Raw genomic sequence first — 12,297 nt, forward strand, 5'->3', positions numbered from 1 at the left:
CGCGAGGTATCGTCATGACCGGACATCGACTGGGCATCGACATCGGCGGAACCTTCACCGACCTGGTGCTGATGGACGAGGCCACCGGTGAACTCACCGCTCTGAAGACCCCGTCGATCCCGGCGGATCCCGCCGAGGGCATCATGGCCGGCATCCGTACCCTCGTGACACGTCACGGCGTGGATCCGCGGCACATCACGTACTTCGCGCACGGCCAGACCTTCGCGCTGAACACGGTCCTGCAGCGCGGCGGCGCCCGTACCGGGCTGCTGGTCACCGGCGGGTTCCGCGACCTGCTGGCGATCGGGCGGCTGCGGCTGGCCGACCCCATCGACTTCTGCGCCGTCCGGCCGGACAGCCTCGTGGCGCCCGCCGACGTCCGCGAGATCGGGGAGCGGGTGCGCGCGGACGGAGTGATCGTGCGCCCGCTGGACCTCGACGAGGTGACCTCGGCGGTGGCGGACCTGGTGGCCGGCGGCGTCCAGGCCCTCGCGATCTGCTTCCTGCACTCGTACGCCCACCCGGGACACGAGCAGGCCGCCGTCCACTGGATCCGCGGCCGGTTTCCCGGCCTGTACGTGTCGGCGTCCCACGAGGTCTGGCCCGAGCAGCGGGAGTACGAGCGGGCCACGGTCACGGTCCTCAACTCGTATGTGGGCGCGCGGATGGCCGGCTACTTCGAGCGGCTCAGCGCGAAGACCGCCGCCGTCGGCATCCCGGCGACACTGCGGATCACCAAGTCCAACGGCGGCATCATGACGGCGGCCTCGGCGTCCGGCGCCCCGGTCGAGACCCTGCTGTCGGGCCCGGCCTCCGGGGTCACCGGCGCCGTCGCCGCCGCCCGCCAGTCGGGGGTCGAACGGTTCATCACCCTCGACATGGGCGGCACCAGCGTCGACGTGGCGATCGTCGACGGCGCGGTGCCGTACTCCTCCGACAGCCGGCTGGAGGAGTTCCCCGTCATCATCCCGTCGGTGGAGATCTCCTCGATCGGCGCCGGCGGCGGATCGGTGGCCTGGATCGACCCCTCCGGCGTGCTGAAGATCGGGCCGCGCAGCGCCGGCTCCGACCCGGGACCGGCGTGCTACGGGCGGGGCGGCACCGAACCCACGGTCACCGACGCCTACCTGGCGGTCGGCCTGCTGGACGCGGACAGCTTCGCCGGGGGTGGGCTACGGCTGGACCGGGAGGCCGCGCTGGCCGCGCTCACCCGGCTCGGCGCCTCACTCGGACTGGACGCCCTCCGCGTGGCCGGCGCGATCATCGACGTGACCACGGTCAAGATGTACGCGCAGCTCATGCCCCTGCTGGCCCGGCGGGGCGCCGACCCGACCGACTTCGCGATCGTCGCGTACGGCGGCGCCGGGCCCACCCACGCGGCGCTGCTGGCCCAGGAGACCGGCATCGGCCGGGTGATGATCCCGTGGTCGCCGGGCACCCTGTGCGGCCTCGGTTCGCTCATCACCAACCTGCGCCAGGACTTCGTCCGCACCCTGGGCGTGGCCCAGGACTCGATCAGCGACGACGAGCTGGCCAAGCTGTACGACGCGATGGCCGCCCAGGCGACCGCCTGGCTGGCCGAGCAGGGCGAGCAACTCGACGCCACCGTCCTGGAACCGAGCGCGGACGTGCAGTTCGTGGGGCAGTCCTTCACCATCGCCGTCCCGCTGGCCCCGGACACCCCGCCGACCGTGGCCGCGCTGCGGGAACGGTTCGTCACCGCGTACGCCGACGCCTACGGGATCCGGGACGACGAGACCCCCGTCGAGATCCGCAACCTCCGGCTCTCCATCGTCGGGCAGATCCCGAAGCCCGAGTTCGTCCCCCGCACCCGCCGGGGAACCCCGGAGCCGCCCGGCCGGCGCCAGATCGTCGAACGCGGCCAACCGGCCACCGCCGACGTGTACCAGCGTGACAGCCTGCGCCCCGGCGACCGGCTCGCCGGGCCGGCGATCGTCGAGGCGCCGGACACCACGATCTATCTGCCGGCCGGGGTCACGGCCGTGGTCGATCCCACCCACAGCATCATCGCGACCGTCGGAGGTATCGATGTCCGGTAAGACGCTGCGCAGCGACCCGGTGACCCTTGAGATCCTGCGCAACCGCTTCCAGGCGGTCGTCGAGGAGATGGCGGAGAACATCACCCGCACCAGCTTCAGTGTCTTCGTCAAGCAGACGGCCGACTTCGGCACCTGCCTGGTGACGCCCGAGGGGGAGGTGTTCGCCGCGCCGACCGAGATCTCCGGCAACCTCATGATCGGGATTCCGGCCGGCCCCGCGATCGCCGCGCTCGGGCCGTACCGGCCGGGCGACGTCGGCCTGAGCAACGACCCGGACGGCACCCGCGGCCTGGTGACCCACCTGCCCGACCTCTGGATGTGGCGACCGCTCTACGTCGGCGACGAACTGGTCGCCTTCGCGTTCGGCTTCGTGCACTCCTCCGACGTGGGCGGCTCGGTGCCGGGCAGCATCTCCTGGACCAACGCCGACGTCTACGCCGAGGGGCTGCGGGTGCCGCCGGCCAAGCTGTACGACGCGGGTGTGCTCAACCAGCCGCTGCTGGACACGATCCTGGCCAACTGCCGCATCCCCGAGCAGAACTGGGGTGACCTGAAGGCCCTGCTGTCCGCTTTCCACACGGCGCAGCGCCGGCTCGACGAGGTCGCCGGCCGGTATGGCCTGCCGGCGGTCCGCGCGGCGACCGAGGACCTGCTCGACCAGGCGGAGCGGCGGGCCGGGGACATCGTGGAACGGCTGCCGGACGGCGAGTACCGCTTCGTGGACTATGTCGAGGGCACCTCAGACGACGTGCCGCCGACCCGGATCAGCTGCACCATGCGCGTCCGGGACCGTCAGGTGACGCTGGACTTCGCCGGCACCGGCCCGCGCACGGACGAGGCGATCAACCTGCCCACCTGGGGACAGGCGGGGCACTACATGGTCGTCCTCGCCCTGGTCAACTATTTCTGCACGATCGACCGCGGAATACCGTACAACTCGGGCCTCGTCCGGCCGATCGAGCTGGATCTGCCCGAGGGCAGCGTGGTCAACCCCGGCCCCGCCGCGGCGTGCGGGGTCCGGGCCACCGTCTTCTTCCGGATCATGGACTGCGTGCTGGGCTGCCTCGCCCAGGCGCTGCCCGGCCAGATCCCGGCCGCGAGCTCCGGCGCCGTGGCGATCGTTCTCGTGTCGTCGGCCGATCCGGCCACCGGCCAGACCCGGGTGTCCGTGGCCCAGCCGCTGACCGGCGGCTCCGGCGGCCGGCCCGCCATCGACGGCATCGACGGCACCAGCTACACCGGCGGATGGCTCCGCAACGTCCCGAACGAGGTGCTGGAGCACGAGGCGCCGCTCCTCGTCGAGCAGTACCGCTACCGCCCGGACTCCGGCGGCGCCGGCCGACGGCGCGGCGGGGCGGGCATCCGCCTGACCCTGCGGGCGCTGTCAGACGCCACCGTGTTCGCGGTCCGTGGCATGGAACGCATGCGGTTCCAGCCGTGGGGCCTCGACGGCGGGCGGGCCGGCGCGCCGGCCCGCGCGATCCGCAACCCCGGTACCGAGGCCAAACAGGACCTCGGCCGGATCAACGTGCTCCGTCTCGACGCCGGGGAGGTCCTCGACGTCGAGACGGCGGGCGGCGGCGGCCTCGGCAACCCGTACACCCGGCCGCCGGCCGAGGTGCTGGCCGACATCGTGGCCGGTCTGCTGTCGCCGGCGGTGGCCGAACGCGACTACGGCGTCGTGGTCCACAACGGCGTGGTGGACGAGGTGTCCACCGCCGCCCGGCGGCGCGGCGCCGTCTCGACCGGCATCGATCTGGGCCCCGCACGGCTGGAGTACGAGCGTCGCTGGCCGCAGCCGGTCCAGGACCGGCTCGTCGAGGCCGTCGCCCCGGTGCGGGCGCCGAACCGCGGCCGGGTGTATCGGGCCGTCGCCGCGGCGGCCGGCGCCGCCTCCCGCCACGCTCCGGTGACCGGCACGGACGCCTCGACCACGACGACCGACACCGACGTCAGGGCCATCGCGGTTACCGAGGCCGACGTGGCGACCGCGGCGGCGGCGCAGCTCACGCGATCCACCGGTACCGGTACCGGTACCGGGTCGCGACCGGCCGCACCGGCGACCGCGGACGCCGACACCCCCCGCGACACGGACGCCGACCGCTGAGCGGCGTCATCCGACCGATCCACGTCTCAGGGAAACCAGAAGGGACATCCCCATGACCGTGTCAGCCCAACTGTCAGCCCAGCTCTCCACTCATCTGCGCCACAAGGGTGCCGCGATGCGGGACGCCGCGCGCCGCCGCCCGGCCTCCGAGGACTGGGACGAGACCATCAGCGCGGAGTGCACCGCGGACGACCTCACCGGGGTCCGGAAGCTGCGCATCCGCGACTGGCGGTACATCGGTGACGGCGGCGCCGACATCGGCGGCTGGAACCTCGGCCCCAGCTCACCCGAACTGCTCTGCGGCGTGATCAGCACCTGTCTGACGCACACCTACCTGTGCCTGGCCGCCATGCGCGGCCTGCCGCTCGACCAGGTCACCGTGCGGGTGGTCGCCCGCAACAACGACGCCGGGTTCTTCGAGGTGGCCGGCGACCGCCCGATCTACCCGCACGAACTGACCGCCTACGTGCGGATCGACGCCGCCGAGCTGAGCCAGGCCGAGATCGCCGACTTCATCGCCGAGGGCGAGCAGCGCTGCCCGATCGCGTACCTGGTCCGAAACCCGATCCAACTCACCGTCCGTACCGGCGAACCGGAGGCCGACCGATGACCAGAGTGATCCGCTGTGGCCAACTGATCGACGGTACCGGGGCCGACCCGGTGGACGACATGACCATCGTCGTCGACGATGACGGGATCATCGTCGAGGTCGGGCGGAACGTCTCGCCGCCGGCGGGCGCGACCGTGACCGACGCGAGCGGGTACACCGTGCTGCCCGGGCTCATCGACTGCCACGTCCACCTGGTGACGCTCGCCGGGCGTACGCTCGCCGAGCGGCTCGCCACGCCGTACAGCCTCGGGGTGGCCGAGGGGTACCTCAACGCCGGAAAGATGCTGCGTGCCGGGTTCACCACGGTAAGGGACCTGTCCGGGATGCCGCTGGGCGGCAAGATGGCGCTGGACCGCGGGCTCTTCCCCGGCCCGCATCTCAAAATCGCCGTCGCGGCGCTCTCCCAGACCGCCGGCCACGGCGACCAGACCACCCTGTCCGGCGTCTGCACCCAGGTGCCGGATCCCGAGCATCCCCTCACCGTCGTCGACGGCGCCGACCAGGTCCGGAGAGCGGCCCGGGAGCTGCTGAGAGCCGGCGCCGACCAGATCAAGATCTACACGTCGGGCGGGGTCATGAGCGACCACGGCGGCCCGGGAACGGTGGGCTTCTCCCCCGAGGAGGTGGCCGCGGCCGTCCAGGTGGCGCACACCGCGGGCAAGCCCGTGGCCGCGCACGCCATCTCCGCCGGCGGCATCCGGCTCGCGGTCGAGGCCGGGGTGGACTCGATCGAGCACGGCATGTTCCTCGATGACGACACCATCGCGGAGATGGTCCGCCGGGGAACCTACCTGGTGCCGACCCTGCTGGCGCCGGTGTGGATCCGCCGGCGCGCGGAACGGCAGCCCGGGTCGGTGCCGTCACACATGCTGGCCAAGGTCGAGACGGTCGTCGAGGCCCACACCGACAGCTTCCGGCGGGCGGTCCAGGCCGGGGTCCGGATCGCCTTCGGCACCGACACCGGTGTGGTGCCCCACGGTTTCGGGGCCGAGGAGCTGGAGCTGATGGTGCGGTACGGAATGACGCCGATGGCCGCGCTGGTGTCGGCCACCAAGACGGCGGCCGAGCTGACCGGTGTCGCCGGGCAGACCGGCACCCTCACCGTCGGGAAGCGCGCGGACCTGCTGATCGTGGCCGGCGACCCGCTGGCGGACATCACGCTGCCGGCCCGGCCGGACGCGATACGCGGCGTGGCCAAGTCCGGTGTGTTCCACGTGGAGGAAATGTGACCAAGCACCCGCCGACCTTCGGTGTGATGACCTACGAGGCGGAACCCTGGCCGGAGCTGACCGCCCGATGGGCGTGGTTCGAGCGGCTGGGGCTCGACAGCCTGTGGGCCGGCGACCACGTCTGGAGCTCCATCGTCGACGGCCGCCCGGTCCGGCCGCGATTCGACGCCTGGCTGCTGCTGGCCGGCATGGCCGCGGCCACCACCCGGCCCACCCTGGGCCCCCTTGTCAGCAGCATGCCCTTCCGCAGTCCGGCGATGGTGGCGAAGCAGGCGGTGACCCTGGACCACATGTCCGCCGGCCGCCTGGTGCTGGGCCTGGGCGCCGGCGGCAATCCGGCCGACCACGCGGCGTGCGGGGTGCCGCTCTGGGATCCGGAGGAACGGATCGCGAGGTTCGGCGAGTACGTGGAGATCGTGCGGGGCATGCTGAGCACCGACGCGTTCGAGTACTCGGGCACGCACTACCGGGTCAGCGGCACGGTCCGGGCGCCCGCTCCGATCCAGTCGGCACCGCCCCTGACGATCGCCGCGCACGTCCCTGGAACGCTCCGTGTCGCGGCTCGCCACGCCGACACCTGGAGTTCGTACGGAACCCTCTTCTCCCAGATGCGCCGCGGTGTCACGCTGTCCGAGCAGGAGGGGGTACGGACCACCGCCCGGCGGGCCGCGCTGCTGGACGAGTACGCGGCCGAGGAGGGACGCGACCCGTCGACCATCCGGCGCTCGTTCCTCGCCGGATTCACCGCCGACCGGCCGCTCGCCTCGGTCGAGGCGTTCCACGACTTCGTCGGACGGTACCGCGAGATCGGCGTCACCGAGTTCGTCTTCCTGTATCCGGGGCCCGGAGGCGTCGATCCCGCCATGTTCGAGCGGATCTGCACCGAGGCCATGCCGGACCTGCGGAGGTCGTAGTGCGCGGTGCTCACCCGCGGGGGGGAACGGAGACCGCCCGGCCCGGTGAAGGTATGTGGTCATCGCGCTAGGGCCTGTTGCGAAAGTAGATCTTGGTCGTGGATGATCACACCCTGTGGGGCGTGGTGATCTGACGAATGGACAGTGGGCCCGGCTTGAGCCGTTGTTGCCGCAGGGCATCAAGCCAGGCCGTCCGCCGGTGTGGACGCGGCGGCGGCTGATAGACGGCATCCGGTGGCGGACCCGTACCGGTGCTCCCTGGCGTGATGTGCCGGAACGTCACGGCCCCTGGGATCGGGTCTACGACCTGTTCCGGCGCCGGCAGCGCGATGGCACCTGGGCCGAAATCGTCACTCGGCTCCAAGCTCGGGCGGACGCGAAGGGCCTGATCACCTGGGATGTGAATGTCGACTCCACCGTCTGCCGGGCCCACCAGCACGCCGCCGGGGCGTCGAAAAAGGGGATCTGCAAAAGGAGCCGCCCGGCGGCATTGCCGTCGAGCCGGCCGACCACGGTCTCGGACGCTCCCGAGGCGGGCTGACCACCAAGATCCATCTTGCCGTCGAGCAGGGGCAGAAGCCGCTGAGCGTCGTGATCACAGCCGGTCGGCGGGGTGACTCGCCGCAATTCGAGCCGGTCCTGGAAGCCATCCGGGTACCTCGCCTTGGTCCGGGCAGGCCCCGCAGGCGGCCGGACCGGGTGCGGGCCGACAAGGCGTACGACTCCCGCCGCAACCGGTCTTATCTGCGCAGACGCGGGATCAAGGCGACCATCCCGGTCCCCGCCGACCGCGTCCGCAACCGCCGAAAGCTCGGCTCCCGAGGCGGTCGGCCGCCGAAGTTCGACAAAACCGACTACCGCGAGCGGCATGCCGTCGAGTGCGGGATCAACCGCCTCAAGCGCCACCGGGCCGTGGCCACGAGATACGACAAGCTTGCCGTCCGCTACGAGGCGACCGTGTTGGTCGCAGTCCTCAACGAGTGGCTGTGACCAGCACTTTCCCAACAGACCCTAGCCGGACTTGTTGGCCACTACCTGATGCAACACGCTGACGACCGTCAAACCACCCGTGATCGCGGCCGCCAGGCCGACCACACAGCCGATGGCCGTCGCCGCCACCGGCCCAGCATCGTGCGCCATAACTCCGGCAGTGAGCCCGGCACCCAACCCGATGATCAATGCCGCCATTATCGACAACGTGATGATCATGAGGCTACGCGTCGAGAAGAGCGCGGCGTTCGCCTCCGCGGGCTGCTCGGGCGGTCTTGCGGGAGGTCGTACTCTGAACACGCGATGCTCCTTAGGTTGATCATGTGATGAGGCACCGCACGGAGCGGGTCCCGGCTTCCACCCGGGAGCCGCTCCCCCCTCTCGGACATGTCTGGCGAGGCGCCTCGCTCTCCATGATTTAGGCGGAACACCGCAGTGGCGAGTAGGCTATGAGCATGTCCTGACCCGCCAGGCTAAGAGTCAGATAACTAATTAACGATCTTGAACTCTGGCGGGTTAAGACGTTCAGAATTAGAGGTCATGATCCTGATGAAACTGAATCTGTTCTACTTGATGCTCCCGGAGAAGGAGCAGGAACGGCTCGCTCGCCGTCACGACCGACTGGGCGTGATGGAGCAGTACATCGACGGGGCTGTGACCAAGCTGCAGGCTCTGGGGCGACCCAGGAAGGTGCGGGTGCGGTCTCGGTTCGTTCACCAGCCCCAACCCGCTCCGGGGGAGGTGTCGGATCGCAGACTGCCGCCGCCTCGGGATCGCCCGCCGTCGACCCGCGTGCTCAGCCCGAGAGGCATCGCTCTTCGCTTCTACCTGATCGCACTCTGCGCCGCCCAGATGCGGACCAAGGTCGGCAGACGGCCCCGCAACGACCTACCCCTGATCGCCGGAGGCAACGAAACAGGGTGGATCGATCTGATCGCCGTGCCAGTCGAAGCCCAGCACTCAGGCAGGTTCAGCGCCAGCCGATCAAGCAAGAAGCAGCGGCAGGTGATCTCGGCGCTGCGCAGCCTCTCCGATCCCAGCGTTCAGCTCGTCCACCTGCCCAACGCGAGCAAGAGGTCGGGCAAATACGAAGGTTTCCAGCTCTGCGACGAAGGGGGCAGCCGAAGCGACGGCGAGGTCCCTGACTATGTCGTGCCCACGATGACCGATCGCTACTTCGACCTGCCCGTCGGGCTGTTCACGAACGGCTGGATCCACCTGCTGGAGGACACCGAACTCGCGTTCCTGATGATGATCGCTCACGCCTCCCTACACATCGACCCGGGAGGATGGGTCAAGATCGAAAGCGGGCTCCGGCTCCTCCACTACGGTCTCGGGCGAGACGCCTACGAAGCGCACAAGACGCTCCAAGCCTTCGGCCTACTGGGCGTCCACATCGACGAGGACCGCCACGACGACGGAAAAGTGATCAACTACGGCCAGGGCGGTCAACCCCGGCTACACGCATTCCGCCTCCTGCCCGACGGATTCGACGAGCCGGCGGCGGCCACGATCAAGGAGGCCATCACGTTCTCCTGAGACACGACGTCGCTCCATTGTCGAACGGCTACCCCAGAACGTCAGGACCACTAACCCGAGGCGTTCGACGATCCCGGCTCAGGCACCTGCGTGAAACACCTCACCCACCAGCTCGGAGTGCCTAGCTGAGGCACTCTCGGCTGAGACAGCTTGACAGATTGCATAACGCCGGTGGCGGCCATTCTCGCCCGAATAGCATGTTTGCGCTGGTCGGTCGGCATGATCGGCTCCTGGTTGGCCGGGGTTCCCACGCCACCCCGCCTAAGGTCGCGATCAGCACGTAGGGCGAAGTTGTCGAGCTCGGCGGAGCGCTACTCCTTGTCGAAGGTGCAGAAAGTCCTCATCCGATCTTGGACGAACAGAGCCGGGCTACTCCTCAGCCTCTGGTGCCGACGGTTCAGTGTTGCCCCACTGGAGCGTCCCAAAGCCATCCGACCGCTGAACAGCTATCCAGCCTTCCGGCCAGCAGTGCGGGCCGTCCGGCTCCGAGAGCCGAACATCGCTGAACCCAAAGGTCTCGGCGGTGATCGTCCCGGTGAAGATCGTCCCATCGAACCAGGCCTCCCTGGCGAAGGTCGCTCTGCTGAACCCGGCGTACCCGGTGAAGACTGCCTTGCTGAATACGGCGTCCCTGGTGAAGGCCGCCTTGTCGAACCATGTGTCCTTGGTGAAGGCCGCCTTTTCGAACATGGCGTTCCTGGTGAAGGTTGTCCCGCTGAACGTGACGTCCTCCCTGAAGGTCGCACTGTCGAACTTGGCGTTCTTAGTGAAGGTTGCTCCTCTAAAGGCGGCTTTCTCGGTAAAGGTCGTCCTGTCGAATCCGGCTTCCCCGGTGAAGGTGGAGCCCTTGAAGCTGACATCCCTGGTGAAGGTCGCCCCGTAGAACTTGGCGTTCCCGGTGAAGGTTGCCCCAAGGAACTGAGCTCCGGTGACGTGACAGTAGTGGAAGTCGAGGTCGATGAGGGTGGCACCGGTCAGGTCGAGACGCATGCCCTCCCAGAACCGGGGTTCGGCAGAGACCCTGTCCTGGTCCTTGGAACCGCGGTCGTCACGCAGGTGCTCGGCCAGGATGCGCTGAGCGGTGATCCGGACCTGCCGCTCTCTTTCGGGGTCCTTGGCCACAGAGTCGACGGTGACAAGCGCGGGCGGGGCGGTTGCGATCGCTCGGCCTCGGGCAGCGGCGCGTAGAGCCTGGTGACGTCGGCGGGCATCACGTAGAGCCTCAACCCGTTCCCGAGCCGGGTCAACCAGCTCAGACGGGACGGGCAGGGTGTACGGCATGCGCAAATATGCGCAGATCACGTTCACGATGGTTTGACGTGGCCGCCCGCGGCCCGGCGTAGCCGGTCGGACGGTTCGCGAAGGACCTCGTCGAGCTCGGGAGGGTCGAGGACGTGGAAGTCGAGGCCCTTGACGATCACGTGGACGGCGAGGTCCAGGAGCGCGCCTGTCCACTGTCGTGCGGGGAGGTGGAGGTCCTCAGCGAGTACGCCGGAGCGGACGTTCAGCACATCGCAGCCGGACTGTTCCTCACTCCGGGAACCTTCCGAAACCATCTCGCCTCGGCGGTCACCAGACCGGACGCCCGCGATTCGCCTTGACGGTGAAGCACCGGCCCTTCATGTGGGTTTTGGCACCGTCCTGCTTCCAGATCTGAATGTTCCTCTTCTCGGCGCAGTGATTGTTGAAATACACCGTCGTGGAGACGTTACCGTTCACCAAGGAGAGGCCGAGCTTTTTCGTACCGCGTTTGATGCTCTTCTCGAACATCAGGGCGGTGCCGGTCGCGGTAACGGCACGCGGGCTCACAGGCCGGGCCGGTCCACGCGGGGCAGCCGGGTGGCATCATCCGGCCGAGGTCGGACGGATCCGTTGACTTGTGGCCGGGAAGCGGCATTCTGAGACCAGTGGCGTTCTCAGGCGCGCACTCATCGTGTGACCGGCCGATGTCGCCCGCGACGGGCGCGGAGCAGGAAGATAAGTGACCCTCATACTTCACTGGACGCCAAGGGATCCGCGATGAACGACACCTCCTCCGGCGACCGGGGACCGGTCGACCTCCAGATCGACAGGCCCCATTCAGCGCGCATCTGGAATTACTGGTTGAAAGGCAAGGACAACTACCCGGCCGACCGCTCCGCGGGGGACATGGTCGAGCAGATGGTTCCCGGCATCGTCGACGCCGCCCGCGCCAACCGCGCGTTCCTCAGCCGTGCCGTACGGTACCTGGTGGCCGAGGCCGGAATCCGGCAGTTCCTCGACATCGGGACCGGACTGCCCACCGTCGACAACACCCACGAGGTCGCCCAGCGGATCGCCCCCGAGTGCCGGATCGTCTACGTCGACAACGACCCCCTGGTGCTGGTGCACGCCCGCGCGCTGCTGACCAGCAGCCCGGAAGGGGCCTGCCACTACGTCGACGCCGATGTGCGCGACCCCGACCACATCCTGGAGGCCGCCGGGGAGACCCTGGACCTCTCCCGGCCGGTCGCGCTCATGCTGCTGGGAATCCTGAACCATGTCCTGGACGACGACGCGGCACAGGCGATCGTGAACCGGTTGCTGGACGCCCTGCCCTCCGGCAGCCACCTGGCGATCGGCCACCCGACGGCCGAGGTGCACGGCGAGGCGATGCACGAGTCCATGCGGCAGTTCATGCAGCGGGGAGGTACACCGATCACGGCTCGCTCCCGCGGGCAGCTGGAGCGTTTCTTCGACGGTCTGGAGTTGCTTGAGCCCGGGGTGGTCTCGTGCTCGCGGTGGCGCCACGAATCCACCCCCTTCGGGATTCCGCCGGAGGTGTCGGAATTCTGTGGCGTGGCCCGCAAGCCCTGAGCCCCGTCCCGCC

Annotated in this window: 11 protein-coding genes and 1 pseudogene; 8 read left to right on the forward strand and 4 right to left on the reverse strand. The window is 69.3% G+C overall.

The annotated features are described in order from the left end of the window. Positions 1-14 precede the first annotated feature (14 nt). The 6 genes and pseudogenes from ABZ194_RS21550 (at position 15) to ABZ194_RS21575 (ending at position 7,910) form a co-directional block, all read left to right on the forward strand. On the forward strand, positions 15-2,060 hold the full coding sequence (locus ABZ194_RS21550) for a hydantoinase/oxoprolinase family protein (protein ID WP_355598774.1): 2,046 nt from the start codon (positions 15-17) through the stop codon (positions 2,058-2,060). Continuing rightward, positions 2,050-4,167: a hydantoinase B/oxoprolinase family protein gene (locus ABZ194_RS21555; RefSeq protein WP_355598775.1), complete on the forward strand. Its 2,118-nt coding sequence runs from the start codon at positions 2,050-2,052 to the stop codon at positions 4,165-4,167. Before ABZ194_RS21550 ends, ABZ194_RS21555 begins: the two co-directional genes overlap by 11 nt. Positions 4,168-4,219: 52 nt before the next feature. Then, positions 4,220-4,777: an OsmC family protein gene (locus tag ABZ194_RS21560; protein ID WP_355598776.1), complete on the forward strand. Its 558-nt coding sequence runs from the start codon at positions 4,220-4,222 to the stop codon at positions 4,775-4,777. Continuing rightward, positions 4,774-6,006 carry an amidohydrolase family protein gene (locus ABZ194_RS21565; protein WP_355598777.1) on the forward strand — a complete coding sequence of 411 codons (1,233 nt, stop codon included), beginning with the start codon at positions 4,774-4,776 and terminating at the stop codon, positions 6,004-6,006. The genes ABZ194_RS21560 and ABZ194_RS21565 overlap by 4 nt, the downstream gene beginning before the upstream one ends. Then, positions 6,003-6,920 (forward strand): LLM class flavin-dependent oxidoreductase, encoded by a 918-nt coding sequence (locus ABZ194_RS21570; protein WP_355598778.1) that lies wholly within the window; start codon positions 6,003-6,005, stop codon positions 6,918-6,920. The genes ABZ194_RS21565 and ABZ194_RS21570 overlap by 4 nt, the downstream gene beginning before the upstream one ends. Before the next feature lie 115 nt (positions 6,921-7,035). After that, a pseudogene (locus ABZ194_RS21575) lies at positions 7,036-7,910 on the forward strand (IS5 family transposase). 21 nt (positions 7,911-7,931) lie between these two features. Here ABZ194_RS21575 and ABZ194_RS21580 read toward each other — a convergent pair. Next, positions 7,932-8,129, reverse strand: coding sequence for a hypothetical protein (locus ABZ194_RS21580; protein ID WP_355598779.1), 198 nt, complete (start codon positions 8,127-8,129; stop codon positions 7,932-7,934). Between the two features lie 321 nt (positions 8,130-8,450). Between ABZ194_RS21580 and ABZ194_RS21585 the strand changes: the two genes are divergently transcribed. Further along, positions 8,451-9,449, forward strand: a complete 999-nt coding sequence (locus ABZ194_RS21585) for a hypothetical protein (protein ID WP_355598780.1) — start codon at positions 8,451-8,453, stop codon at positions 9,447-9,449. 369 nt (positions 9,450-9,818) lie between these two features. On the opposite strand, the gene ABZ194_RS21590 is transcribed toward ABZ194_RS21585, so the two are convergent. From ABZ194_RS21590 to ABZ194_RS21600, 3 genes are all read right to left on the reverse strand, one after another. Continuing rightward, complete coding sequence (locus ABZ194_RS21590; RefSeq protein WP_355598781.1) at positions 9,819-10,571, reverse strand: pentapeptide repeat-containing protein; 753 nt, start codon at positions 10,569-10,571, stop codon at positions 9,819-9,821. Between the two features lie 182 nt (positions 10,572-10,753). After that, a complete protein-coding gene (locus ABZ194_RS21595) occupies positions 10,754-10,960 on the reverse strand; it encodes a hypothetical protein (RefSeq protein WP_355598782.1) in 207 nt (68 codons plus the stop codon). A gap of 58 nt (positions 10,961-11,018) precedes the next feature. Further along, positions 11,019-11,258, reverse strand: coding sequence for a hypothetical protein (locus ABZ194_RS21600; protein WP_355598783.1), 240 nt, complete (start codon positions 11,256-11,258; stop codon positions 11,019-11,021). A gap of 210 nt (positions 11,259-11,468) precedes the next feature. Between ABZ194_RS21600 and ABZ194_RS21605 the strand changes: the two genes are divergently transcribed. Beyond that, complete coding sequence (locus ABZ194_RS21605; protein ID WP_355598784.1) at positions 11,469-12,284, forward strand: SAM-dependent methyltransferase; 816 nt, start codon at positions 11,469-11,471, stop codon at positions 12,282-12,284. Positions 12,285-12,297: the final 13 nt, after the last annotated feature.

Origin of the sequence: Streptosporangium sp. NPDC006007 (assembly GCF_040614315.1) — a bacterium.
Classification (GTDB): Bacteria; Actinomycetota; Actinomycetes; order Streptosporangiales; family Streptosporangiaceae; genus Streptosporangium.

Coding starts and splice junctions, on each gene's coding strand:
- ABZ194_RS21605 (WP_355598784.1), top strand. CDS start 11,469: ATGAACGACACCTCCTCCGGCGACCGGGGACCGGTCGACCTCCAGATC.
- ABZ194_RS21550 (WP_355598774.1), top strand. CDS start 15: ATGACCGGACATCGACTGGGCATCGACATCGGCGGAACCTTCACCGAC.
- ABZ194_RS21585 (WP_355598780.1), top strand. CDS start 8,451: ATGATCCTGATGAAACTGAATCTGTTCTACTTGATGCTCCCGGAGAAG.
- ABZ194_RS21560 (WP_355598776.1), top strand. CDS start 4,220: ATGACCGTGTCAGCCCAACTGTCAGCCCAGCTCTCCACTCATCTGCGC.
- ABZ194_RS21565 (WP_355598777.1), top strand. CDS start 4,774: ATGACCAGAGTGATCCGCTGTGGCCAACTGATCGACGGTACCGGGGCC.
- ABZ194_RS21580 (WP_355598779.1), bottom strand. CDS start 8,129: ATGATCATCACGTTGTCGATAATGGCGGCATTGATCATCGGGTTGGGT.
- ABZ194_RS21555 (WP_355598775.1), top strand. CDS start 2,050: ATGTCCGGTAAGACGCTGCGCAGCGACCCGGTGACCCTTGAGATCCTG.